Source organism: Amycolatopsis sp. SB7-3, assembly GCF_041021335.1.
In the GTDB taxonomy this organism is placed as follows: Bacteria; Actinomycetota; Actinomycetes; order Mycobacteriales; family Pseudonocardiaceae; genus Amycolatopsis; species Amycolatopsis japonica.
Genome location: NZ_JBFPJQ010000003.1, coordinates 139,464 through 163,967, shown reverse-complemented (window position 1 = coordinate 163,967; position 24,504 = coordinate 139,464). Strand labels below are relative to the sequence as shown.

The following is a 24,504-nucleotide window of genomic DNA, read 5'->3' as shown; positions in this document are numbered from 1 at the left end:
CGGTCGTGCCCGAACAGACATGGTCACCCACCCCGGGGACACCCGTAGTCGAGTACCGATCCAGTCGCTGGTTGTTCATCGGCGGACTGGCCATGCTGGTCTTCTTCGGGTTGGCCGCCATCTTCCCGGACGTCGGGACGCCGTCGCCGAGATCGAAAATGCCCGAGGGCCCCGCGTCCTTCCTCTTCGGCGCGCTCGCGCTGGGCGGCCTGATGCTGATGATCGGCTCCGTCCCGCACATGATTCGCTTCGCGGCCGATGAACGTGGTCTGTGGTGGAGAGCCGGCCGCAAATCCGACCTGATCGGATGGGACGAGGTGCGCGCGGTGCGCGGCCAGGAATCGCGCCCGCCGGTTCAGGGCGATCCGAACTCGAAGGCCGTCCTGTCCGCCTTGGTGTTCACTCCCAAAGACCGTCACTTCGAGAACCGCCACTCGAAGCTGTTCACGCGCCCGCCCACACCCGGTCCCGAAGTGGAGCTGAGACTGCCGAGCAGCGCCATCGTCCGGCAGTTGACCCAGGAGATCGCGAGGGTCCGGCCGGACCTGGTCCTCTAGCGCCACGAGTCCATCCGAACACTGGAGGTTCCATGCCCAAGGGCTACTGGGTCAGCGTCTACCCCACCATCGCGGACCCCGAGGCGCTTGACGCCTACAACAAGCTGGCCGGTCGGGCCGTCAAGGCCGCGGGCGGGCGGACGGTCGCCCGCGGCGGCAGCCGGGTCGTCGCCCACGAAGCCGGAATCGCCGAGCGCGTCGTCCTGATCGAGTTCGACACCTTCGAGCAGGCGGTCGCCGCATATGAGAGCGCGGCCTACAAAGAGGCGCTGGCCGCACTCCCCGACGGGTTCGAGCGCGACTTCCGCATCGTCGAAGGCCTCGACTGAGGTTCTAGTCGGCCGCCGTCGGCGGTGCGGCGTCGAACTGGAGGCCACGGGTGACATGCGGCGCGGGAACGCCACTCACGAGCCGGGTGTCTGCCCCGGGCGCAGAATGTCACCGCAGGACCGCAGATGCGCGACCGCGTTGACCGCGACGACCTTCTCCGTCTCGGTGGTGACGTACTTCCGCGCCTCGGCGAGCAGCGCGGGATCCCGCACGAGATCCTTGCGCACCCAGACCCCGACGTCACCGAACGCCGCCGGTCCCCGCGGGCTGCGGTAGAGCACCTCGTACTCCTGCTCGAACCGCGGATCCTGCGCGAAGCCGAGCGTGGTGTCCCAGGTACCGATGAGCGAAATCAGCTCCGGCCGGGCCTCGTCGAAGACGTAGCGGCGCTCTCCGGCGAAATCGGCGGTGCGGAGGAAGTCGGCGATGACGCGGTCGGCGAGCCCGGCGAGGTCGATCACCTGGAGCCTGCTGACCAGTGCCATCCCGCCGAGGTCGATCACACCGACCTTCGCGGAATCGGGCAGCCTCAACAGATCCGCCACCCCGTTGGTCACCCTGGCGTCGCGCTCGACGACGCTGCAGAACGGCGTTTTCGGTGTGTCACGGTAGTTCTTGCCCTGCGTGTAGAAGCCGTTGACCGACGACGCCGCCGCGATGACGAGCGTGATCGCCAGCACGACACGGCCCCGGACACGGGCCCGGCGCAGGGTTTCGACGATCACGATCGTGCCGCCGAGCGTGCCGAGCGCCCAGATCGGGGTGGCGAATCGGAGCTGCCCCATCCAGTCGGCCTGCAGGACACAGAAGGCGATCACCGACAAGGCGAACGGGACCAGCAGCGCGACCATCGCCGCGCGGAGCTTGGACGGCTTCTGCATCACCAGCGCGAGACAGACGACCGCCACCGCGACCAGCAACCAGCCCGCGTACTGGAGGACCGTTCCGGCCTTGGCGATGTCGCCGATGGCCGGGAGCGGCTGCGCCTTGGCGACCGCGGTGTTGGGCAGCAGGCGCCCGTACTCGATCCAGCGGAAGAGCAGATAGCCACCGAAGAGAACGACGAACCCGGCCGCGGACAGCAACACCGCGCGGAGGCCGGCGAGCACGCCGCCGCGACGGGTGAACAGCGCGACCACGATCGGGAACGCGGCCGCGTAGATGACGCCGTCCGGACGGCTCAGCCCGGCGAGGGCGGCGAGCGCTCCGGCGGGCACGGCGATCTTCGCGGTCAGAAGCGTGCCGGAATCGACGCCGCACAGGATGACCACGGCGAGCGCGGTGGCCGTGAGCGCGTAGACGGAATTCTCCAGACCGGAGAAACACCAGATGACGAAGGAGGGGTTGGCCGCGAGCGCCGCGCCGGCGATCAGCGTGACCAGGGCGGGCCGCGATGTCACCCGCTTCGCCGCGACGTACACCAGCACCAGGATGGCCGAGCAGCAGAGCAGGGCCAGCCCCTTGGGGAACAGGACGTAATCGGGGACGCCGAAGATCGTGCCGCTGTCGAACAGGCCGAGCAGTTTGCCGAGTGCCAGCAGCACCATCCAGACCGGGTTCGAGAAGCCCTCGACGGGTTCCACTCCCGGCTGCAGCACCGGGCCGAAACCGTCGGCGAGGTTCCGGGAATACGCAAAAGTGATGGCCGCGTCGTCGATCATCCAGTTTCCGTAGAAACTCGCGTGGACGGCGATCAGCACCGTACCGAGGACGACCGCGGCGCATGCTCCCGCGAACGACGGGAACCTCCGGCGTGAGGACGCCGCGCCGCCGGGTCTCGGCCTGATTCCGTCGTGGCCGGGCTCCGCCACCGTCGGCGGACCGGCCAGCTCCACACTGCTCACTCGATGAACCCCCAATTGCCCCAGTTCGAGAAAGTCGGCGAACGCGCCACACGACACGGACGGCAGCACGCCGATTACTCGAGAAACCCCATCGTTCTCATCAGATGAGCCGGCGGGCAGAAGCCGCGCCGAAGATCATCGCCCCGAATGGGGACTCTACAGGACGGGAAGATGATCTTTGTTTCCGGAAGGCGACACTCGTGAAAACATTTCCGTCGGACATCGACGAATAATGGGAAAATCACTGAATCGCGTCGCGCCGGAAGGCGGCGCGATAGTCCCGCGGCCGCCGCCCCGTGTGCTTCGCGAAAAGAGCGGCGAACGTCCCCGGGTCCCGGTAGCCGACAGCGGCGCAGATCCCGGCGACCGTGCTGTCCGTGGTCTCCAAGAGATGGCGGGCGCGCCGGACGCGTGAGGAGTGCAGGTATTCGAGCGGGCTCTGTCCGGCTTCCGCCGCGAACCGCCGCAACATCGTCCGGGTGCTGACGTTGAACCGTCCGGCCAGCGCGGCGAGGTCGTAGCGGGCGGCCAGGTTCTGGTCGAGCCAGCGCATGACCGGGCGGGCGAACCCGTTGCCCGGCCGCGGAAGCAGCCGCGCGTCGACGTACGGCGTCTGCGAAGACCGCGCGTCGTCGACCAGCGCCACCCGCGCCGTCTTCCGTGCCACTTCGGCACCGTTGTGTTCCCGGATCAGTCCGAGCGCGAAGTCGTACATGGCGCTGAAGGCCGCCGTCGTCGTGACTCCCCTGTCGGTGACGACGAGATGCTCTGGCTGGACCAGGGCTTCTGGACGACGTCGGGCCAGCTCGTCCGCGAAGAGCCATGAGGTGGTGACGCGGCGATGGTCGAGGAGCCCGGCCTCCGCGAGCAGGAACGCGCCGACGCAGATCGAGACGACGACGCTGCCCACGGCCGCGTGGGAACGGATCGCGTCGACCTCTCCAGCGAGCCGCGCCAGCTTCGCGTCGATGTCCTGGCCCGGCATGTGCTCGAAGCCCGGCACGACGAGGACGTCGACCTCGCGCAGCGGAAAGACGGTCAAGGTGACACCGCCCGACGCGACGACCCGGCGGCGGGGCGAGACGACGGAAACCTCGTACCCGGCATGGTCCGGGCCGGCGACGTACGTGGCCATGGTGAGCAGATCCGGAACACCGAAGACTTCGGACGCGAAGCAGCCCGGGTACGCCAGGACACCGACTCGCAACACGTGGCGAGATTACCCCGATATCCGGCGATCCGGCCCATTCCCTTGATCGCGACCCTCGTCGAAGCTGCGGTCATGCGCGAACACTCCGATGATGCGATCGCCGACTTCTCCCACCGCCCGGTGGAGGTGGACGGCGTGACGAAGACCGTTCACGTCGCGGGTTCCGGCCCCGGCGTGGTGCTGATGCCGGAAATGCCCGGCATCAGTCCCGACGTCCTCCGGTTCGCGCGGTGGGTGCGAGACGCGGGGTTCACTGTTTACGTCCCCTCGCTCTTCGGGGTCGACGGCGCCTATCCCACCGCCGAGGCAGGCGAAGAAGTGGTCCGCCGAGCCTGCGTCAGCGCCGAATTCCGGGCGTTCGCCGGAGGCGGCACCAGCCCCGTCACGCGGTGGCTGCGCGGGCTCGCGCGGATCGCCTACGCGGAATGCGGCGGTCCCGGGGTCGGCGCCATCGGCCTGTGCTTCACCGGCAACTTCGCGCTCACCATGGCCCTCGAACCCGCCGTGATCGCCCCCGTGGTCAACCACCCGTCACTGCCGCTGGACGACCCGGGCAGCCTCGAACTCGGCGACGACGACGCGGCCGCGCTCCGGGACCGGATCTCGCGCGACGGCCTGAAGGTGCTCGCCTACCGCTTCGAGGGCGACCGCTGGTGCACCGGACAGCGCTTCGCCGCTTACCGGGCTCTTCTCGGTGACGCCTTCGACGGGCGCGTCCTGCCGGACACCGCCGCGAACACCGACCCGCCGCCGTTCTTCCGTGACGTGGTCGGCACCCCGCACAGCGTCGTCACCGCCCACCTCGTCGACGCCGAAGGCCACCCCACGGTGCGGGCCAGGGACGAGATCCTCGCGTTCCTCACCGAGCGCCTGTAGAAACGAACGGCCACGGCATCGAGAGGAGAACGACATGCGCCGAGCCGACGTCGCCGATCACAGCGCGATCGTCGACCGTGTCCAGCGGTGGTGGGGCGACTCGCGTACCCCCGCCGAGGCCCGCGAACTCTCGCTGCTGCTGCCCAAGCTGTTCCTCCAGTTCTTCTCCAGGACGAGCCTGGTCCTGGAAGACGAAACCGGCATCAGGGCGTTTCTCGTCGGCTTTCACGCCCCCGACAACGACGTCGAGGCGTACATCCACTTCGTCGGCGTGGATCCGGAACTCCGCGGACAGGGGACGGCGCGCCGCCTGTACACGGCCTTCTTCCGACACGCCGCCGAGGCGGGCCGCACGGAGGTCCGCGCGATCACCTCCCCGGCGAACACCGGATCCATCGCCTTCCATCGCGCCATGGGGTTCACGCTCGAAGACGGCGACCGGGTGATCGACGGTCTTCCCGTGCACGGCGACTACGACGGCCCCGGCCAGGACCGGGTGTGCTTCTACCGGAAGCTCGCCGGCTAGCCGTAGATGGAGGCGGCCCATTCCGGGTGGTCGATGAACGGGTTGCGGTTGTGCTGGAACTGGTCGTAGATGACCTGGTTCCGGCGCTGCTCGGTGGCGTCGGGCGGGTCCTGGGTGTTCCAGGTCAGCAGTACCGAGAGCCGGCCGATGTTGGGCTTGGAGCCGTTGTCGACGGCGTCATTGGGTTCGAGGTCCGGGAAACCGTCGGTGCCGTCGTAGCGGACGGCCATGTACAGGATCATGCGCGCCACGTCGCCCTTGACCGCGTCCCGCGGCTCGAACGAGTCGTCGTCGGTCAGGCTGCCGGGCGCCTCCTCGACCGGAGAGCCTCCGGCGTCGAAGTCCTTGTTCCCACGGGTGCTGTTGACCGACGCGTCCTCCGCGCGCAGGTGGTGCAGGTCGGTCCCCGGCCCGACGGCCGTGCCGAAGTCGCCGTGCGACTTTGCCCAGACGTGTTCCCGGTTCCAATCGTCGACGCCCCCGCCGTTGGCGGTCTTCGCCTGCGAGCGACCGCTGTAGAGCAGCACGACGTTCGCCTTGTTGGCCGGGTCCTCGTCGGTGGCCCTGATCCCGTCCCACACCTGGTCGTAGGTCAGTTTGGTGCCGGTACTGATGATCTTGTGCAACGCGGCCTTGAGCTCGGGGCCGGTCTTGCCCAGCGCGTCCTGGTAGTAGTCGTCACCGGACACCGGCCCCGCGAGAGACGGTGGCGCGAACGCGAGCCCCGCCGCGGCGCCGAGCGCGAGAACGAAGGAGATACGGCGGGTCGGCTGCATGCACAGTTCCTCTCCCCAGAGGCGCCTGCCCGGCTCGTCGTCCGCTCGACCACGACCCAGGCAACGCACTAGTCAGCTAGTTGGAAAAATACTGTCATGTCTGTCAATAGCCGACGGGTGACATCCGCGGCCGGTCACGCGACAATCGTCGTCCTGATCGTGACTCACTGGAGGGCCGCGTGGCCGAGTTGAACGAGCAGATCCGCGACTGGGTCGTGGCACCGAACTTCTGGCATCTGGCCACGGTGAACCAGGACGGTTCGCCTCAGGTCTCCCCGATGTGGATCGACATCGAAGGCGACTTCATCGTGTTCAACACCGCCATCGGCCGGGTGAAGGAGGAGAACCTGCGCCGCGATCCTCGCGTGTCGTTGTCGTGCCTGGACACGGCCGATCCCTACGACCGGGTGGTGATCCACGGCCGGGCCGTCGAGTTCGTCGAAGGCGACGAGGCGGATCGCTGCATGGACCGGCTGGCGAAGAAATACGTCGGCACCGACCGGTTCGAATGGCGGATTCCCGGAGAACGGCGGGTGAAGGTTCTCGTCGAGCCGACCCGTGTCCGCCATGTCGTCGGGGTCGAACCTTTCCGGCGCGGACGTCTCGGCTGAGTCAGTCCTTTGTGGACGCTTACGGTGGGCACAACGCCGGCGCGAGCGGTCGCCCCAGGCGTCCGGGCGCGTGTCGCGAAAGCCACTTTCGCGACGTTGGATGTCCCGAAAGTGGCTTTCGCGACACGCCTCACCGGGGCTTTCGCGGCCGGATGCCGGTTCGAGACCAAGTCGACGCAACCGAATGACCCACCCACTACGTCCTCGGCACATGAGATGGATCGCGATGTGCCTCCTCCTGGTCCTGGCCGGCTGCGGCGCCGGCGCCGGCGCGAGTCAGGCGAAGCTGGAGTCCTTCGTGGAACTCGGCTCGGCCCCTCGGCCGGCGGGGTTGAAGCCCGCGGAACTGGGAACGGCGGAGGGGCAGGAGTTCCAGCGCATCCTGGAACGCGCCAAGCCCGCGAAACCGGACGCGGTACGTGCCGCCTTGTCGTTCGCACCGCCGGCCGATCGGCGCGCTTTCGCCTTCGTCGTGCCCGGTTGCGCCGAGGACGGCGCCGAACTGACCATCGAGCGCGACACGCTGACCGCGAAGCTCACCGGCGGGGAGAACGTCAATTGCGCTACGGCGAACTACTTCCTCACCGTCTTTTCCGTGGACCGTGACTCGATCCCGGCGGCACCCACGTTGCTGACGATGCCGCGCTAGCGGTTATCCCCGCACCTCATTCCTGACACCCTTGTCCAGAGGGATAGGGAGGGAGCGGAGATGATGGCGAAATGCGGTTCGCGGCACCACCTGATCGTAGTGGCCGACGTTGAGGGATTCGGGGATAGACGTCGGACCGGACCACACCAACGGGCCGTGCGCGGAGGTCTCTACGAGGCCATGGAAGCGACGTTCCGCTCAACGGGAGTGGCGTGGGAGGACTGCTACCACGAGGACCGCGGAGACGCGGTGTTCGTACTCGTACCAGGCGAGGTCGACAAAGCTGCATTCGTCGAGACGGCGCTGCCGACGTTGGTGACACGTCTTCGGGTGCACAACGACACTCACCCGGAGACACAACGAATCCGGTTGCGGATCGCCTTACATGCGGGAGAAGTCGGTTACGACGAACATGGTGTGACGTCGTCCTCGTTGACGCTCGCGTTTCGGTTGTGCGACGCCCCACTGCTGAAGATCGCACTCGCCGCCTCGCCCGGTGTCCTGGCGGTGATCGCGTCGGACTGGTTGTTCGACGACGTCGTCCGCCACACCCCCGGCGCCGCGCCCGCGACCTGGCGCGCAGTGTCGGTCGAAGTCAAGGAATTCGCCGCGACCGGCTGGATCACTCTGCCCGATCATCCTTATCCGGCCGCGTCGGACCGGTCGACGGCGGACACTCGGATACCGCACTCCGGAAGTCCGAGCGTGGTTCCGGGAAGAGTGATTCCCCGGCAGCTTCCGGGTTCGGTACGGGACTTCACCGGGCGGGCAGAGCATCTGGCGGCGCTCGACGCATTGATCCCGCTCGAGCCCGACCAGTACGACGAGCGACCACGTTCAGTGGTGATCACTGCGGTCGACGGCGCCGGCGGAATGGGCAAGACCACCCTTGCGCTCCATTGGGCCCACCGGATACAGGACCGCTTCCCGGATGGCACGCTGCATGTGAACCTGCGCGGGTACGGTCCCGGAACTCCGGTCACCCCCGGCGAAGCTCTCAGCGGTTTCTTGCGAGCACTGGGTGTCGCGACACGCGCGATCCCCGCCGACGTCGATGCACAGGCAGCCCTACTTCGCTCGCTGCTCTCTGGCAAACGCACGCTCCTCGTGCTGGACAATGCCCACAGCGCCGAACAGATCCGCCCCCTCCTGCCCGGCACAGCGGGCTGCATGGTGCTGGTCACCAGTCGCGACAGCCTCACCGGCCTTGTCGTCACAGACGCCGCCCACCGCCTCACCCTCGACCTGCTCGCTCCATCCGAAGCACTCGACCTGGTCACCGGCATCCTCGGAGTCGAGCGGGCCGCCGCCGAACCCGACGCAGTCGCCGAGCTGATCCGGCTCTGCTCACGGTTGCCGCTGGCGCTGCGGGTCGCGGCCAGCCGCGCCGCCTCACACCCTCATTTGAGAGTCGCCGACGTCGTCACCGAGCTGACGGACGACCGCACCCGTCTTGACGTCCTCAGCGAGTTCGCCGACGAACGGGCTGCCGTTCGCGCCGTGTTCGACTGGTCCTACCGTCGGCTTCCGCCAGAGCAGGCACGCCTGTTCCGACGCCTCGGCCTGCACCCCGGCCCCGATATGTCCCTTCCCGCAGCCGCCGCGCTGGCCGAACTGCCGCCTGCGGACACCCGTCCCCTGCTCGCCGCGCTTGCCGGCGCGCATTTGATCGAACCCACCGCCGGTGGCCGGTACAGGTTCCACGACCTACTACGCGCCTACGCTGCCGATCAAGCGCGCCGCTACGACACCGACGGGGACCGGGATCAGGCGCTGGAAGCCGTCCTTGCCTTCTACACTCACACTGCTCGAACCGCCGACCGCTACCTATACCACTTGTTCCCACAGATACCGGCGGTAGTGGCCGAGCCCGACCACCCACATCCCATCGCCGACTTCGACGAAGCGTGGGTCTGGCTCAGCGCCGAACATGCCGACATCCTCGCAGCACTCCAATACGCTGCCGAGCATCGGCGTGACCACCACACCATCCCCCTTGCCCACGCCTGCCGTTTTCTCTGTTCGACAGGTAGTCCGCGCGACTGGATCCATGCCCACGATGTGGGGATCACCGCGGCGAAGCGCGCCGGCAATCGCACGCAGGAAGCAACCCTCTTGCTCGGCCGCGGAGAAACCGCCAGCGATCTGGGCTGGTGGGATCAGGCCCGCGCCGACCTCGACGATGCGGCTGCGCTGGCTCAGCAACTCGACGACCTCCAACTTCAGGTCTTTTGCTTGAACGGTCGCGGCCTCCTGCTACTCCGGCAAGGCCACTTCGAAGAAGCCGTGCAACTGCTCGAACTGGCTTTGCCCTTGGCCAAAGGAAGCGATTCCAGGCGTTGGGAGGCTGTCGTGGAAGGCAACCTCAGCATCGCTTACCTCAGCATCGGCCTCAGCCAAGTCGCACTCGACCATGCTGAACGGGGCTTGGGTCTACGCCGCCAAGTCGGAGATATCACCGGCGAAGCGTGGGCGTTGACGCACGTGGCGCGCGCCTGGCATCAACTCGACGACCCGGAAAAGGCCATCGCGTTGTGCCGCAGTGCAATCGCCGTCGGCCGCAGCACACCACTCAACCGTCACAATACTGTCGCCGATCCGCTAGACGTCCTGGCGATCTGCCTCCATCAACTCGGCCGCACCGACGAAGCCATTACCTGCTGGCAAGAAGCCGCCGCCATCTACGACGACGCCGGCTATCCCAACAGGACCGCAGAAGTCCGTCAGCGTCTCCACGAAGCTCAATCCACGCTTCGATGACCTAAGTGCCGCAGCTCCGCGACAGGATCAGGCAGTGCCAAGGCGGTGTGCGCCGGACGTCCGGTGTCCGGCGTCAGCGCGGTCAGCCCCCGAAGTCGGCTGTCGCGCCGCGCCAGGGCTTCGGCGGTGACCGGGAAGAGTGCCGCGTTGCCCACGCCGACCTGCGCTTGGTTCAGTTCGACGAACTCCCGCGTCTCCCGTTCGTAGGCGTCGAAAGCACCGGTGGTGGCCAGTGACCTGGCAAGCATGTACACCCCGACGAGCGCGACGCTGGTGCCCTGTCCGGTTAGGAACGAAGGCGCGTAGGCGGCTTCGCGACCAAGCCGACCTGCCTTGGGACCAGCGCGGCAGGTGGATCTGGCTGACGATGCCGAAGAACAGGTCGTCCGCATCGCGCAGGGCTCCGATCATGGCCGGGATCTCCCAGCCGTCGCCGTAGAAAGTCGCGCCTACCGTTGACGAGGGTTACGGCTGAGCCAGACCGATGTTACGGGCGTAACATGGCACCGTGACTGACGAATCCGACGGCCGGAGCTGGCTGGTGATCAGCGTGTCCACCGCCGGCGGACCGGACTCGCTGCGGGTTCAGGTCTGGCGCAAACTCCGCTCACTGGGCGCGCTCTACCTGCAGCAATCGGTATGCCTGCTGCCCGCGCGGGCGGAGGTGGTGCGGGAGATCCGCCGTCTGCTCGACCGGGTCCGCCATCAGGGCGGGACGGCCCGTGCGCTGCCGATGGCGTTCACCGACCCGGCCGAAGAGCGTGCGGTGATCGCCGAACTGAACGAGGCCCGCGACGCCGAGTACGCCGAGGTCCTCGAGCGGCTCCCCGAGCTTCGCCGGGAACTGGCGGACGAGCAGGCCCGCGGCAACGCCACCTACGCGGAAGTCGAGGAATCCGAAGCCGATTTGCATCGGTTCCGCAGCTGGCTCGCCAAGATCGCCGCCCGCGACTACTTCGGCGCCTCGCGCGGGCAGGAAGCCCGCGACGCCGTCGAGCTGGCCGCGGCCGAACTCGCCGCCTTCGAGGAAGCCGCCTTGCGCGCCGAAACGCCCGAGATCCGGGCGGGGAAGAAGCGATGACCGGCTCGTTCTGGTGGGATCTGCTGCTCGGCGTCGCCGGCGCGCTGCTCCTGGCGTGGCTCGCGCTCGTCGTGGCACTCGTGCTCGCCCGGCCCCGGGGCGGACTGCTCCGGGAAGCGCTGCGGCTGCTGCCCGACGTTCTGCGGCTCATCCGCCGTCTGGCCGCGGACAAGACGCAGCCCCGCGGCGTCCGGATCAGGCTCGCGCTGCTGCTGGTCTACCTCGCCCTGCCGATCGACCTCGTCCCCGATTTCATCCCCGTTCTGGGTTATGCCGACGACGCCATCATCGTCACCCTCGTCCTGCGCGGCGTCGTCCGCCGCGCCGGGCTCGACGCCGTCCGCGCGCACTGGCCCGGTACCGACGACGGTTTCGACGCACTGGCCCGCCTGACCGGATTTCCCGCCGCCACACCCTGATCCGTTTAGCGAGTTGTGCGCATTTCCTGTCGGAGGCGTAACAACTTTCGGCCTTCCTGCGGCATACCGGAGAGCTGTCTTGTTCCGTCCGGTCCCCGCCGCAGGAGGATTCGCGTGTTGAATTCCCGTCGTTTCCTGTTCCCCCGAAGATCGCGACGCGCGCTGGCGGTGGGTGTCATCGGCCCGCTGGTCGGCGCGCTCGCGGTCGGGCTCGTCGCCGCGGCACCGGCCGAAGCCGCCGTGCCCACCGGTTTCACCGACACGGTGGCGATCGGCGGGCTCAGCTCGCCGACCGCCACCGCGTTCGCCCCGGACGGCCGGGTCTTCGTCGCCGAGAAGAGCGGCCTGGTCAAGGTCTTCGACTCGCTCGGCGACCCGACGGCGACGGTGTTCGCCGATCTCCGCACGCAGACGCAGGACTTCTGGGACCGCGGCCTGCTCGGGCTCGCCGTCGACCCCGCCTTCCCCGCCAGGCCGTACGTCTACGTCTCGTACACCCTCGACGCGGAACCCGGCGGCACCGCGCCGCGCTGGGGTGACGCCTGCCCGACCCCGCCGGGCGCGACCGACAAGGGTTGCGTCGTGACCGGCCGTGTCTCCCAGCTGACGATGGGCTCGGCGGGCACGGCCGTGAGCGAGAAACCGCTGGTCACAGGCTGGTGCCAGCAGTTCCCCAGCCACTCGGTCGGCGCACTCGCCTTCGGCCCGGACGGCGCTCTGTACGCGGGTGGTGGCGACGGCGCCAGCTTCTCGTTCGCCGACTACGGCCAGGTGGGGAACCCCTGTGCCGATCCGCCCTCACCCGCCGGGACGAACCTCACGCCGCCCTCGGCCGAAGGCGGCGCGCTGCGTTCGCAGTCGCCGCGACGCGCCGCCGGCCAACCGGTCCTGCTCAACGGCACGCTGCTGCGCATCGACCCGGACACCGGTGAGGGCGTCCCCGGCAACCCCTTCGCGAACAGCTCCGACGCCAACGCGCGGCGTGTGATCGCCTATGGCGCGCGGAACCAGTTCCGCTTCGGCTTCCGGCCGGGCACCAGCGAACTGTGGGCTGGCGATGTCGGCTGGGACACCTGGGAAGAGATCAACCGCGTCGCCGACGTCGGCGACAGCGTGGCGGAGAACTTCGGCTGGCCCTGTTTCGAGGGGAACGCCAGGCAGGCCGGTTACGACGGCGCGAACCTCGACCGGTGCGAATCCCTCTACTCCTCCGGTGGGCACTCCGCCCCGTACTACGCCTACAACCACCGCGCCAAGGTGGTCGCGAGCGACCCGTGCCCCACGGGCGGCTCTTCGATCAGCGGCATCGCGTTCGAATCCGGCAGCAACTACCCCGCCGAGTATTCCGGCGCGCTGTTCTTCGCCGACTCCTCCCGTGGCTGCATCTGGGCCATGCAGACCGTCGACGGCCAGCCGAACGCGAGCCGTCTCGTGCCCTTCGTGACCGGCGTCAACGTCCCGGTGCAGGTGCTGACCGGCCCCGGCGGCGACCTGTTCTATGTCGCGCTCGGCAGCGGCGAACTCCGTCGCGTCAGCCATCCCGGGGGCACCAACCGACCGCCCACCGCGGTGGCCACGGCGACCCCGTCGAGCGGACCGGCGCCGCTGACGGTGCGCTTCGACGGCACCGCGTCCACCGACCCGGACGCCGGGGACACCCTGTCCTACGCCTGGGACCTCGACGCCGACGGCGCGTACGACGACTCGTCGGCCGCCGACCCCACCTGGACCTACACCGCGGCAGCCGCCGTCGACGCCGGGCTCCGGGTGACGGACTCCCACGGCGCGAGCGCGACCACGACGGTGCGGGTGACCGTCGGGAATCCGGAGGGCCTCGACCCGGTGCCGGTCATCGACAGCCCGGCGGGGACGCTGACCTGGTCGGTCGGCCAGACCGTGTCCTTCTCGGGCCGCGCGGTCGACGCCCAGGACGGGCAGCTCCCGGCATCGGCCCTGTCGTGGCGGCTCGCGATCCGGCACTGCGCGACCAACGGCACCTGCCATACGCACAACGTCCAGGACTTCCCCGGCGTCGCGTCCGGGTCGTTCGTCGCGCCGGACCACGACTACCCGTCGTACCTGCAACTGACCCTCACCGCGACCGACTCGACCGGCCGGACCGGCAGCAAGACCGTCGACCTCCAGCCGAAGACGGTGTCGCTGAACTTCACCTCCAGTCCCAGCCAGGCGACGCTCACCGTCGGCGGCACGCAGCAACGCACGCCGTTCTCCCGGACGGTGATCGCGGGATCCACCAATTCGATCAGCGCGGACAGCCCGCAGAAACTGCCCCCGCTGAACCTGAAGTACGCCTTCACCGGCTGGGCGCACGGCGGCGCGCGGGCGCAGAACATCATCGCGCCCGGTACATCGACGACCTACCAGGCGAACTATCGGCTCTGCTGGCTGTTGAACCCCTGCTGACCGTCGCTAAAGCTGGTCGTGAGTGGCGTTTCGGGTTCTAACCCGAAACGCCACTCACGACCACCGTGAGGCACCGAAACCGTCCATAATGGAGTACTCCAGCACGCCTTTCGCGAAGCCGTAAGAACCCCGAAAGGATCGGAACCCCCATCGGAGAACCCCCGTCGGATCGCGCATCCAGATCCCGCACGGAAGGTGCCTCCGATGACCTACCCAGGCCTGCCCGACCAGCAGAACAACCGCCCCGCGACCGTCAAGCCCGGCGTGGCCGTCGGGATCCTCGTCGCGGTTATCGCACTGGTCGCCTTCTGCATCACCGGCTTCGCCGCCCCAGGTTTCCTGCTCCGCAAGGGTCCCGGGCTCTCGTTGCCCACCCCCACCTCCAGCCCGGCGACGACGACCTCCTCGCCCACGAGCACCACGGAAAGCCCGACCAGCACCAGGGTCAGCCGTCCGAGGATCACCCCCACCAGGAACCCGGCCACGCCGCCGGCGCAGGGCGTTCAGGTGATCGTGGACTTCCTCACCAAGATCGCCGGAAGCGACAAGCCAGGGGCGATCGCGTTGGCCTGCGAGGCGCAGAAGAGGTTCATGGACGACAAGATCGATTCCCTGATCCCGCTGGGGTCACGTGTTCAGGTGACCTCTGTCAACGGGACGTCCCGGTTCGTGCTCGCCGACGTCGCTGGAGTCGCCAAAGGACGGTCGGCGAAGGGCATCGTGATCTCGGATCTCAAGGCGGACGGCGGTTTCTGCGTCACGACGTTCAGCATCCGCACCACCGGCTGATGTCAGTCCAGGCAGAACTCGTTGCCCTCGATGTCCTGCATCACGATGCACGACTCGTTCTCCTCGTCGGCGAGCAGGACACGCTGCTGCACCGCCCCGAGCGCCGTCAGGCGGTCGGATTCGGCCTGGAGCGCGGCGAGGCGCTCCTCCCCCACCAGGCCGGTGCCTGCCCGCACGCAGAGATGCACCCGGTTCTTGACGACTTTGCCTTCGGGGACACGCTGGAAGTACAGCCGCGGGCCCACACCGGTCGGGTCACTGCAGGCGAAGCCCGCGTCCTGTTTCTCGGGCGGCAACGTGCGGTTGTAGTCGTCCCAGGTGTCGAATCCCTCCGGCGGCGACGGCACGACGTAGCCCAGGATCTCGCACCAGAACCGGGCGAGGCGCTCGGGTTTCGCGCAATCGAACGTGACCTGTACCTGTTTGACCGACACCATCAGTCCACCCTAATCGCTGTCGAACGGATCAAGCCCGCGGCCCGCAGATCGGCCCAGACCTGTGCGGGGACCTTCACTTCGAAGGATTCCAAGTTGCTTCGGGCCTCTTCGGCGGACCGCATCCCGACCGCGATCCCGGCGACGGCCGGATGCTGCAACGGGAAGGCCATGGCCACCTGGGGAAGCGTCACGCCGTGCGCCTCGCACACGTCGGCGATCCGGTTCGCCCGCTCCACGACCTCCGGTGTGGCGGCGGCGTAGTCGAAGTACGCGCCCTCGGCCGGCCGCGGCACGGCGAGCAGCCCGGAGTTGAAGATCGACGCCGCGATCACCGAGACACCGCGTTCCTCGCACGCCGGAAGGAAGGTGTCGAGCGCGCTGTGGTCGAGCAGCGTGTGACGCCCGGACTGCATGACCACGTCGACATCGGTCTCCCTCACCAGAGTGGTCAGCATGGCCGTGTCGTACATACCGGCGCCGATCGCGCCGACGATCCCTTCCGACCGCAGCTCCGCGAGGGCCGGATAGCCGTCGCGCAGCGCGTCGTCGAAGTACTCCTCGGCGTCGTGCAGGTACAGCACGTCGATCCGGTCCAGGCCCATCCGCTCCAGCGAATCCTCGACACTGCGCCGGATCCCGTCACGGGTGAAGTCGCGGACCCGGCGGTGCGCCGCGGGGACGTGGAAGCCCGCCGGATCCAGCTTCCCGTCAGGTTCCTGGGGAATCAGCAGGCGGCCGACCTTCGTCGACAGGACGTAGGAATCCCGCGGCCGCGAGCGCAGGAACTCGCCGACGCGGCGCTCGGAATGCCCGATCCCGTAGTGCGGAGACGTGTCGTAGTACCGGATCCCGCCGTCCCAGGCCGCGGCCAGCGCCCCCGCCGCGGTGTCGTCGTCCAGTGGCGCGAACAAGCCCCCGAGCGGTCCACCGCCGAAGCCCAGCCTCGTCACCTCGACGTCGGTGCGCCCGAGTCGCTTCGTCTCCATCCACGGCCCCCTCGATCAGCTCGCCGATCACCGTGCCACATCCGGGCGCTTCGCTCGCGCGATTTATTCGCCGGGCCAGTCCGCGCACGTCACGACCCCGAACCCTCGGCTCGGGAAGACGGTGTCCACGAAGAAGTCGTGCATCGCCTGATCCCCGTCGGCGCAACCGTCGCGCAGCACGGTCACGTGATAGCCGCGATCCGCCGCGTCGTAGGCCGTCGCGGCCACCATCGCGCTGGTCGCGACCCCCGCGATCGCGACGGTGTCGACGCCCCGGGCCCGGAGCACCAGATCGAGATCGGTGCCGGCGAACGCGCTGGCCCGGCGTTTCAGCACGACCACGTCCGCGTCGGCGACCGGCAGGTCGATCTCGGTCCCGGCCGAGCCCTCGTGGAAGGTGTCCCCCGCTTCGTGGAACGACTTGAACAGAGCGTTCCCGGCGGGCAGGTCGGTCCCGTTGCCGCGGAGTGCGAAGTGGACGAACACGACGAGCGCCCCGGCCGCCCGCGCCCGCGGCAGCAGACTCTTGATCGGCGGCAGGACTGTTCCGGTGAACGGGTAATTGCCCGTGATACCCCGTTGGAGGTCACCGATGATCAACGCGGTGGTCATGCGGGCAAGCTACCCGATCGTCCGTATACAACCGGCCGCGCGAGTGGCTAGCCTCCGGCTGGTGAGGATCAAGAGTGTGCTGCTCGCCGTCCTGGTGACCGCCGGAATCGTGATTCCCCCGCCCGCCGTCGCCGCGGCGGATCCGTCGGGCTGGGTGGCGCCGCTCAGCACGCGCGGCCGCTACATCGTCGACGCGGCGGGCGACCGGTTCAAGCTGAAGGCCGCCAACTGGCACGGCGCGAGCGGGACCTGGACCGGTTCGGGCGACGTGAACGATCCGGCCTCGCACCACGCCGGTGAGATCGCCTACCAGACGCCGCTCGGGCTGGACCGCGCGTCGATCGACACCGTCATCGACGGGCTCGCGGAACTGGGCCTAAACAGTGTCCGGCTGCCTTTCTCCAACGAGATGATCCACGACACCAAGCCCGTTCCCGATCTCCCGGCGAACCCGGAATTGCGCGGCCTGACCCCGTTGCAGGTCTACGATCGCGTCGTCGCGCGGCTGACCGCGCGCGGGTTCGCGGTGATCCTCAACAACCACACCACGACCTCGCGCTGGTGTTGCGGTCTCGACGGCAACGAACGCTGGAACACCGCGCAAACCGAGCAGAGCTGGCAGGACGACTGGCTGTTCATGGCCCGCCGCTACGCCGCGAACAAACGCGTCGTCGGCGCCGATCTGTACAACGAGGTCCGGCGGAACGTCTTCGACGATCCCAACTGGGGCTGGGGAAACGGCACCGACTGGCAACGCGCGAGCCAGCGGGTGGCCGACCGCATCCAGACCGAGGCCAATCCCGATCTGCTGCTCATCGTCGAGGGCATCAACTGGACCGGCCTGCCCGTCGACGGCCTTCCCCACGGAAGGCCGACACTGGAGCCGGCTCGCACGCTCTCGCATACGCTCGTGGACTCCGGAAAACTGGTCTACGCCGCGCATTTCTACGGCTACACCGGTCCGAACCATTCCGGGGCGACCGGTACCGGCGAGACCCACGACCCGCGCTACCGCGACCTGTCACCCCAGGAACTTCGCGATGTCCTTCACCGGCAAGCGTTCTTCGTCTCGGCGGAGACCGGGAAGCATTACACCGCACCGCTCTGGATCAGCGAGTTCGGCGAAGGCCGTCACACGACCGACGCGGCGAGCCGTGCCTGGTTCGAGAACTTCGTCGGCTACCTCGCCGAGACCGACACGGACTTCGCCTACTGGCCGGCGGTCGGTTTCCACGAAGGCGGAACGGGCAACGGCTGGTCGCTGCTCTCCTGGGACACCGGCGGCAGGCGCGTCGACGTGCTCGACGGCGCGGACTGGCGTGGCCCGGCTTGGCGACGGCTGGTGGACGCGCCGTCCCGCTCCGGCCGGATCCCCGACGCCGAGCGCTGGTCGATGCTGAACCTCGACTACGCCGATTTCCAGGCCTCGCGCAAGGTTCGCGCGATGGCGGACTGGAATCCGGGCGCTCGCAAGGGCTCCTGCCCCGACGGCCAGCGGCTCAGCGGCCTTGCCCATACCGGCAACCGGGGCCTGTGCACCGGCACGCTCGCCGCGCCGACGGGATACGCCGTGGTCCGTGATGAGTCCTATGTGGACACCGACTGGGCCTCCGGCTACACCAAGGTGCAATGCCCGCCAGGGCACGCCGCCGTCGGCTACAGCGTCACCGGCGCGGCGTTCTCCGCGCTCCTCTGCGGCCGGTCCGCCACCCCGCTGGGCAGCACCGGCCGCACGGTCTGGTTCGACCGCGGCGACAACCGGCCGTCCGGGAATCCCGGCGGCGACTTCGCCTCGGGCCACTACAAGGGGCAATGCGCTCCGGGCGAATACGTCGCCGGTGTCGCGTACACGGGCCGTGTCGGCTCGAATCGCACTCCGGACGCGGTGCTCTGCCGTGCCTGAGCGCGCTCAGGCGACGAAGACACAGAACGGATGCCCCGCCGGATCCGCGTAGACGCGCAGCGGTTCCTCCGGGTCGTCGCTGCGGTCGTACCGGAGCCGCCCACCGAGTTCGAGGACGCGGGCGTGCTGCTCTTCGAGTTCCTCGACCGAGTCCACGGTCAGGTCCAGGTGCAGTTGCTGAGGCACGGGTTCGGGATCCGGCCAGCTCGCCTCTTCCAGCCGATCGACCTGCTGGAAGGCGAGTTGCGCCCCGCCGTCCGGGTTCCGCAGCACCAGCCAGTCCTTGTCCTCGGCGCCGGGCGGGGGTGTTTCGTCACCGGGGCGGTAGTCCCAGACCAGCAGGCGCCGGTAGAACTCCGCCAGCGCGCGGACGTCGGTGCCGTCCAGCACCACCTGACGGAATTTCGGCCCCTTTTTCCGCTCAACCAAGCCGTTCACCTCTGTTCGAGCACCGCGAGAACCTGCTCGCACCAGCGAATGTTCTCCTGTTCGAACATGATCCCACGGGTCAGAGTCAGATACGGCCCGACGCGGGGCGCCGTGGCGAGGAACTCAGTCTCGGTGGAGTCGCCGAGGAGCCGCTCCCGAAGGCGCTCGAACCGTTTGAGCTTCGTTTCGGCGACGGCCATCCGGTCCGCGACGGCGCGCCGGATCGCCTCGTCGTCGCCCGCCTCGGCCGCCTGGACCTGCACCAGCAGTTCGTCGCGGATCGCGGTCGGCTTCGGCGCCCGCGTGGTGAAGCCGGCGAGTTCGGCCGCGCCGGCGTCGGTCAAGGAGAAGAGGCGCTTGTTGGGACGCCGTTCCTGTTCGACCACCCGGGCCGCCACGAGGCCCTGCGATTCCATCTTGTCCAGCTCGCGGTAGAGCTGCTGCGGTGTCGCGGTCCAGAAGTTGGCGACCGACGCGTTGAAGCTCTTCGCCAGGTCGTAGCCCGAGGACTCGCCGTCCAGGAGCGTCGCGAGGATCGCGTTCCGCAGCGCCATGGCGCGATGATAAGCACCGCGGCGACTAGTCGCAAAGTTGACTAGACACTTTGTTGGACAGCGGAGCGGTGATCACCTACGCTCGGCGGCATCTACTCAACAAGTTGACTATGAGGAGATCGCCATGCCCACGTTCCGTGAAGCAGTCGAAGCGAAGGACGCCGCCGCGATCGAGGCGTTGCTCGCCGACGACGTGGTCTTCACCAGCCCGGTGGCGTTCAAGCCCTACCAGGGGAAGGCGATCACGGCGGCGATCCTGCGCGGGGTCCTGCGGGTGTTCGAGGACTTCCGCTATGTCCGCGAGATCCAGGACGGCGTGCACCACGTGTACGAGTTCGAAGCGACCGTCGACGGGCTTCAGATCAACGGCTGCGACCTGCTGACCTTCGACGCCGAGGGCAAGATCGTCGACTTCAAGGTGATAGTCCGGCCGTTGCGGGCGGCCGAGGCGCTCGCGGGGCGCATGGGTGCCCAGTTCGAGGCCATCAAGGCGGACGCGCTCGGCTGAACGGGCGGGTACGCGTGACTGGCCGGACGGCGCGTGTGATCAGACGGACGACACGCGTGACTCGATGGACGACACGCGTGCGCGGCAACGTCAATGGGGGCTGGCATCCTGCCGCCGCACCATCTCCGCGATCCAGACGGGCGCGAACGGCGACGTGCAGTTCGGCGGGGTCGGATAGTCCTTGAGCACTTCCAGCCGCTCCCCGATGCCGATCGCCCTCGCCCGGTGCTCGGCATGCTCGATGCCGATCTGCGCCAGGCAGTGGTTCATCGCCCACTGCAGGCGATCCGGCGCGGTCTTCATCTGCGCCTCGATGACGTCGAGCAGCCCGGCGATATCGAGGCCTTCGACCTTCTTCGCCACCCGTTCGGTGGTCAGGGCCCAGCCGGCGCTCGCGACCACGGGGTCCGGATCGGCGGACCACGCCACACGCAGCTCTTCGGCGTGCGGATTCTTCTTGACCACGTAATTCACGAGCCAGTCGTGCACCTTCGGGGTGCGGGCCTCGCGCACCATGCGGTCCAGCTCGTCGCGCCCGAACGCCTTCGGGCGGCAGATGAGGAGCGCGAGCAGTTTCGCGGCGGTGTCGTCCGTCGCCCAGAGCTCCAGCGCGAGTTCCTGCTGGGTCTTCAGCCGCTTCGCGAGCGCGCGCAGCTTGCCGAGGTTCACCCCGTGGTCGTCGCCGTGCTTCTCGTTCACCTGGCGTGCGCGCGGGTCCTCGAGCTCGGCCAGTTCGGCCAGCACCTCGGCCGTCGTCGTCCCGGTCACCTGCCCCAGCCTACGAGGCGCTCCGGGTGGAGGAGCCACCCGGAGCGCCTTGACCGCTATCCGCGTCGTGCCAGGTCGTCGGCGTGCTCACGCAGGAGTGCGGCGACCCGCGGCCAGCCGACGTTGATCCGCCGGGCCCAGCCGCGATGACGCTGCGCGAGATCCCCCGCGTCACCGTCCTGGACGGTCAACCCGGTGGCGAAGCCCTCCCGGAGATACCCGCCGTCGGCGACATCGAGGACGTCCCGGACCGGCTCCGGCGGCCACCCGTCGTCGGGCAAGGGCGAACCGCTCGCCAGCAGGGTGCCGATCGCCCGGTCCCCGAACTCGGCCCGTCCCCGTTCGGCGAACTCCGTGCGGGCACGCGAAACCCAGGCCTTGAGCGCGGCACCGTCGAGACCGGAATCGGTCGTCCCCGGCATGGTGCGCGTCTCGAAGATCGTCAGCCACGCGCCGACCAGTTCCACGCTCGGGGCGCCGTCGTCCGCGGGCTGGATCCGGGTGCAGAGCTCGACGAACGCGCCGGGGTTCTCGGCGAGGATCCGCTGCAGGCTCCGCGGTTTCCGATGGTGTTTGAGCGCCGCGTGGAACCGCAGCTCCAACCGGGCGACCGCGACGTCCGAACCACCGGCCTCGGCCAGCTGGTCCAGCAGCGGGCCGACGTTCGCGACGGCCTTGCGATCGGGGGCCTCGACACCGTCGGCGGACGCCTGGAGCAGCACTTCCTCGATCAGGGACGCGGGCAGGGCCGCCCCGTCGCGCACCCCCGCCGCGAGCGCCTTGACCGCGGCCCACGGCCGGCGCCGTGCGAGCTGCGTGACGAAGAACGACTCCTGTCCTTCGGGAAGCGGCCACGGACCGACGTGCGTCCAGTAGCCCTCGAGAACCGCTTCGTCGGCGGACTCGAAGAGCTCCAGCGCGTGGTCCACCGGGATGGCCAGGAGATAGTCGACCAGCCGGTCCTGCTCCTTGAGCTGGATCGCGACCTCCTGCCGCCATTCGCCGCCCTGGGACCGGGCCATCTCGCCCGCCCAGCCCGCCGCCCAGTCCTCACGTCCCAGCTCCGCGAGCGCGTCTTCCCGGAGGTCGTCCGCGGCGACGTGGGCCGCGACCACACCGACCAGCCTGGGCAGGGCACTCTCGGCGGCGAGCGCGCTCAGCCCGGCGGCGCCGTGTTCGCGCAGGACACCGCCGACGGCGTCGCGGCGAAGGCGCCCGATCTCCGCTTCACGCGCCTCCGGTTCGAGGGATTCGCCGCCGTCCAGGTACGGGTTCCGGCCGAACAACAGGCCGTGCCGCCCGGGATTGACCGCGGGCTCGATCAGCTCGGCGCAGGATTCCAGCCATTGCAGCAATTCCTCCGGCAGGGTCCAGCCGGCGCCGGCGTGATGCCGGTGCTCGGCGGTCACCCCGGTGAGCAGGCCCCACAGGCGCAGACGTTCGTCCGCCGAGAGCCGTTCGGTGTCCAGCCGTGTGAAGGCCTCCACGACGCGGTCCCATTGCGCGGCGTTCAGCTCGGGCAGGCGTTCGAAGAATTCGCACCACCGATACGGCCGTTCCGCCAGTGCCGACAACGCCGAGGCGACCAGCTCGTCCTCGAATTCCGGTCCGTCGGCGACGGCGACCGGCGCCGCCGGGACCGTCCATTCGAGACGGACCTGCGGCCGGCTCGGGCTCGCGAGCAGATGTCCGCGCGGACCGCGCAGCAGGGCGAGAGCCAGCCGCCAGCCCGCTTCCGGCGAGCGACGGCCGATCGCCTTGACCAGTTCCGTCCGCTGCCCGCCGGGCAGGTCGAGGTACGGGTACCACGGCTGCACGAGGGTGATCAGGGATTCGAGCGGCCGGTCGCCTGCCTCCCGCCCCGGCCGCGTCAGCTCGGCCAGCAGGGAGACCACCATCGGCAACGCGTCGTCGGACCAGCCGACCGTTTCCAGCGCCGCGATCAGCCCCTCGGAGGTGCCGCTCAGCGGCGACGGGTCGCTGGTCAGCGCGTGGTCGACGGCACTGAGGAACTCGTGAGGAGCGGCTTCGGCGAGCAAGGGCAGCACATCGGCGAGCGAACGCCAGAGCACTCCGTCCCCGTCGTCGTTGGCCCGGCCGAGCACTTCGCGGACGAACCGCGTGGCGTGGTCGGCGCCCGAGATGCCGCCGGACAGCGTCGTGTCCCCCTCGGCGGCCAGGAGTGCCGCGCTCCGCGCCAGCCCCTGCCGCATGTCCGCCGACCATTTCCGGCCTGGCTCCCGCTCGGTGAGCACCTTGACGGCTTCTTCGTGCCAGCGACGCAGATCCTGCGCGCTCAACCTGCCGTGGAGAAGCGCCCAGGCGTCGTGCGGATCCGCCAGCCGTACGACGTCGCCCGAGCGGGCGAGCAGGGGGTCGTCGCCGGTCTCGGCCCTGGCGAAGAAGCGCGTGAGCTCGTCGATCTCCCGGCCGGCGATCGCGGCGATCTCGTCCAGATCGTGCCGTGCCCCGGCCGACCACCGGCCGATCAGCAGCAACGGCGCGGCGAGATCGCGCTCCAGCGGGTTCACCCATTTCGGAAGGTCACCGGCGACGGCGAGCTTGCGGCGCAGGGCACCGAAACTCCGCCGGGCGAGGTCGGCCCAGGCGGTCGCGTCGGCGGACGGGACACCGGCCGCCGCGAACGCCTCCGCCGCCTCGTCGCGCGGGATCCGGGGCAGTACCAGGACATCGCCACCGGCACGGTCCGGCGTGCTCCGCACCACGACGACATGGCCGCCGATCGTCTCCTCTCCCACCTCGACGCCGTCCACCACGGCGACGAACGGCCCGTCCAGGTCGCGGCACTGACGCCAAGCCTCCGGGCTCGACACCCGGACCGCCCGGAGCCCCGGACGGTGGGCCGCCAAAGCGGTCGCGACGAACGCCGCCGTCTCGGTCCGGCTGCCCGCGTACACGGGGAGGACCGACGGCTCGGCGTCCAGCCAGTCGCACAGCCGGTCCATTTCGCGGGCGCGGCCGAGCAGTGGGAGGCTCTCGGGCAGGACGGGACGCGTTTCGTCCCGCCAGGATTCGAGCCACTCGGCCAGATCTTCGAGGCCCGGGACGACCCCGATGCCCAGTTCCGGGGCGACCCGGGTCAGTTCGGTGATCAGGCCCGCGATGTCCTGCTCCGCCGTACGTCCGCCGATCCGCCGGTGGGAATCAGCGGTGATTTCCCCGGGCATGACGGCGTCGTCCACCAGGACCGCGACGATCTTCTTGCCGAGCCGCGAGGCCTCGGCGACCTCCTCCTGGACCGCTTCGTCGAGCCCCTCGGTGCCGATCGGCACCACCAGGACGGACGCGGCGTCGCCGGACCGGACGATCCGGTCCTTTCCCAACACGTGACCGAGACTCCGGTCGAGACCGCGGAGCCGGTCCTGGCCGTCACCGGCTCGGACGGTGATGAAGATTCCTGCCATGGTGCGAAATCCTTTCCAGCGAGCACAGTT

24 protein-coding genes are annotated in these 24,504 nt (G+C 69.1%); 13 read left to right on the top strand and 11 right to left on the bottom strand.

Going from position 1 to position 24,504, the window contains the following annotated elements:
* The first annotated feature begins 5 nt into the window (after positions 1-5).
* Both AB8M46_RS25465 and AB8M46_RS25460 read left to right on the top strand, forming a co-directional pair.
* The gene (locus AB8M46_RS25465; RefSeq protein WP_394361854.1) at positions 6-557 is read left to right on the top strand and encodes a hypothetical protein; all 552 of its coding nucleotides are present in this window, start codon (positions 6-8) and stop codon (positions 555-557) included.
* Between the two features lie 32 nt (positions 558-589).
* Entirely contained in the window at positions 590-886 is a 297-nt protein-coding gene (locus tag AB8M46_RS25460) for a DUF1330 domain-containing protein (RefSeq protein ID WP_378427254.1), read from the top strand.
* 75 nt (positions 887-961) lie between these two features.
* Here AB8M46_RS25460 and AB8M46_RS25455 read toward each other — a convergent pair whose 3' ends face one another.
* A complete protein-coding gene (locus AB8M46_RS25455) occupies positions 962-2,731 on the bottom strand; it encodes a hypothetical protein (RefSeq protein WP_125737668.1) in 1,770 nt (589 codons plus the stop codon).
* Positions 2,732-2,972: 241 nt separating this feature from the next.
* Complete coding sequence (locus tag AB8M46_RS25450) at positions 2,973-3,941, bottom strand: GlxA family transcriptional regulator (RefSeq protein WP_394361853.1); 969 nt, start codon at positions 3,939-3,941, stop codon at positions 2,973-2,975.
* A gap of 135 nt (positions 3,942-4,076) precedes the next feature.
* Here AB8M46_RS25450 and AB8M46_RS25445 point away from each other — a divergent pair, with 135 nt between their 5' ends.
* Complete coding sequence (locus tag AB8M46_RS25445; RefSeq protein ID WP_394361852.1) at positions 4,077-4,817, top strand: dienelactone hydrolase family protein; 741 nt, start codon at positions 4,077-4,079, stop codon at positions 4,815-4,817.
* Between the two features lie 34 nt (positions 4,818-4,851).
* Positions 4,852-5,343, top strand: a complete 492-nt coding sequence (locus tag AB8M46_RS25440; protein ID WP_394361851.1) for a GNAT family N-acetyltransferase — start codon at positions 4,852-4,854, stop codon at positions 5,341-5,343.
* Here the strand turns inward: AB8M46_RS25440 and AB8M46_RS25435 are convergent.
* Complete coding sequence (locus tag AB8M46_RS25435; RefSeq protein ID WP_350596886.1) at positions 5,340-6,119, bottom strand: endonuclease; 780 nt, start codon at positions 6,117-6,119, stop codon at positions 5,340-5,342. The two genes, AB8M46_RS25440 and AB8M46_RS25435, sit on opposite strands and share 4 nt — an antisense overlap.
* A 179-nt stretch (positions 6,120-6,298) precedes the next feature.
* Here AB8M46_RS25435 and AB8M46_RS25430 point away from each other — a divergent pair, with 179 nt between their 5' ends.
* From AB8M46_RS25430 to AB8M46_RS25420, 3 genes are all read left to right on the top strand, one after another.
* Positions 6,299-6,730 (top strand): PPOX class F420-dependent oxidoreductase, encoded by a 432-nt coding sequence (locus AB8M46_RS25430; RefSeq protein ID WP_350596888.1) that lies wholly within the window; start codon positions 6,299-6,301, stop codon positions 6,728-6,730.
* Between the two features lie 211 nt (positions 6,731-6,941).
* Complete coding sequence (locus AB8M46_RS25425) at positions 6,942-7,379, top strand: hypothetical protein (RefSeq protein ID WP_394361850.1); 438 nt, start codon at positions 6,942-6,944, stop codon at positions 7,377-7,379.
* A gap of 180 nt (positions 7,380-7,559) precedes the next feature.
* A complete protein-coding gene (locus tag AB8M46_RS25420) occupies positions 7,560-10,139 on the top strand; it encodes an ATP-binding protein (RefSeq protein ID WP_394361849.1) in 2,580 nt (859 codons plus the stop codon).
* Here AB8M46_RS25420 and AB8M46_RS25415 read toward each other — a convergent pair.
* On the bottom strand, positions 10,121-10,387 hold the full coding sequence (locus AB8M46_RS25415) for a hypothetical protein (protein ID WP_394361848.1): 267 nt from the start codon (positions 10,385-10,387) through the stop codon (positions 10,121-10,123). The genes AB8M46_RS25420 and AB8M46_RS25415 overlap by 19 nt on opposite strands.
* Positions 10,388-10,647: 260 nt before the next feature.
* On the opposite strand from AB8M46_RS25415, the gene AB8M46_RS25410 reads away from it, so the two are divergent.
* The 4 genes from AB8M46_RS25410 to AB8M46_RS25395 all read left to right on the top strand — a co-directional run bounded on the left by AB8M46_RS25410 (position 10,648) and on the right by AB8M46_RS25395 (position 14,852).
* On the top strand, positions 10,648-11,220 hold the full coding sequence (locus AB8M46_RS25410) for a Chromate resistance protein ChrB (RefSeq protein ID WP_394361847.1): 573 nt from the start codon (positions 10,648-10,650) through the stop codon (positions 11,218-11,220).
* Complete coding sequence (locus AB8M46_RS25405; RefSeq protein WP_394361846.1) at positions 11,217-11,639, top strand: YkvA family protein; 423 nt, start codon at positions 11,217-11,219, stop codon at positions 11,637-11,639. The genes AB8M46_RS25410 and AB8M46_RS25405 overlap by 4 nt, the downstream gene beginning before the upstream one ends.
* 114 nt (positions 11,640-11,753) lie before the next feature.
* Positions 11,754-14,063, top strand: a complete 2,310-nt coding sequence (locus AB8M46_RS25400; protein ID WP_394361845.1) for a PQQ-dependent sugar dehydrogenase — start codon at positions 11,754-11,756, stop codon at positions 14,061-14,063.
* Positions 14,064-14,267: 204 nt separating this feature from the next.
* Positions 14,268-14,852, top strand: a complete 585-nt coding sequence (locus AB8M46_RS25395) for a hypothetical protein (RefSeq protein ID WP_394361844.1) — start codon at positions 14,268-14,270, stop codon at positions 14,850-14,852.
* A 2-nt stretch (positions 14,853-14,854) separates the two neighbouring features.
* Here AB8M46_RS25395 and AB8M46_RS25390 read toward each other — a convergent pair whose 3' ends face one another.
* From AB8M46_RS25390 to AB8M46_RS25380, 3 genes are all read right to left on the bottom strand, one after another.
* On the bottom strand, positions 14,855-15,289 hold the full coding sequence (locus AB8M46_RS25390) for a VOC family protein (protein WP_037344416.1): 435 nt from the start codon (positions 15,287-15,289) through the stop codon (positions 14,855-14,857).
* Positions 15,289-16,275 (bottom strand): aldo/keto reductase, encoded by a 987-nt coding sequence (locus AB8M46_RS25385; RefSeq protein ID WP_394361843.1) that lies wholly within the window; start codon positions 16,273-16,275, stop codon positions 15,289-15,291. The genes AB8M46_RS25390 and AB8M46_RS25385 overlap by 1 nt, the downstream gene beginning before the upstream one ends.
* A 63-nt stretch (positions 16,276-16,338) precedes the next feature.
* On the bottom strand, positions 16,339-16,887 hold the full coding sequence (locus AB8M46_RS25380; RefSeq protein WP_394361842.1) for a cysteine hydrolase family protein: 549 nt from the start codon (positions 16,885-16,887) through the stop codon (positions 16,339-16,341).
* Positions 16,888-16,963: 76 nt separating this feature from the next.
* On the opposite strand from AB8M46_RS25380, the gene AB8M46_RS25375 reads away from it, so the two are divergent.
* Positions 16,964-18,790: a glycoside hydrolase family 5 protein gene (locus AB8M46_RS25375; RefSeq protein WP_394362146.1), complete on the top strand. Its 1,827-nt coding sequence runs from the start codon at positions 16,964-16,966 to the stop codon at positions 18,788-18,790.
* A gap of 6 nt (positions 18,791-18,796) precedes the next feature.
* On the opposite strand, the gene AB8M46_RS25370 is transcribed toward AB8M46_RS25375, so the two are convergent.
* Together AB8M46_RS25370 and AB8M46_RS25365 are read right to left on the bottom strand one after the other, a co-directional pair.
* Positions 18,797-19,219, bottom strand: coding sequence for a VOC family protein (locus AB8M46_RS25370; RefSeq protein WP_394361841.1), 423 nt, complete (start codon positions 19,217-19,219; stop codon positions 18,797-18,799).
* Between the two features lie 5 nt (positions 19,220-19,224).
* A complete protein-coding gene (locus AB8M46_RS25365) occupies positions 19,225-19,773 on the bottom strand; it encodes a PadR family transcriptional regulator (RefSeq protein WP_394361840.1) in 549 nt (182 codons plus the stop codon).
* Positions 19,774-19,897: 124 nt separating this feature from the next.
* Between AB8M46_RS25365 and AB8M46_RS25360 the strand changes: the two genes are divergently transcribed.
* The gene (locus AB8M46_RS25360; RefSeq protein ID WP_394361839.1) at positions 19,898-20,281 is read left to right on the top strand and encodes a nuclear transport factor 2 family protein; all 384 of its coding nucleotides are present in this window, start codon (positions 19,898-19,900) and stop codon (positions 20,279-20,281) included.
* 90 nt (positions 20,282-20,371) lie between these two features.
* Here AB8M46_RS25360 and AB8M46_RS25355 read toward each other — a convergent pair whose 3' ends face one another.
* Together AB8M46_RS25355 and AB8M46_RS25350 are read right to left on the bottom strand one after the other, a co-directional pair.
* Positions 20,372-21,049 carry a DNA alkylation repair protein gene (locus tag AB8M46_RS25355; protein ID WP_394361838.1) on the bottom strand — a complete coding sequence of 226 codons (678 nt, stop codon included), beginning with the start codon at positions 21,047-21,049 and terminating at the stop codon, positions 20,372-20,374.
* A gap of 56 nt (positions 21,050-21,105) precedes the next feature.
* Positions 21,106-24,474, bottom strand: a complete 3,369-nt coding sequence (locus tag AB8M46_RS25350; protein ID WP_394361837.1) for a hypothetical protein — start codon at positions 24,472-24,474, stop codon at positions 21,106-21,108.
* Between the last annotated feature and the right edge of the window lie 30 nt (positions 24,475-24,504).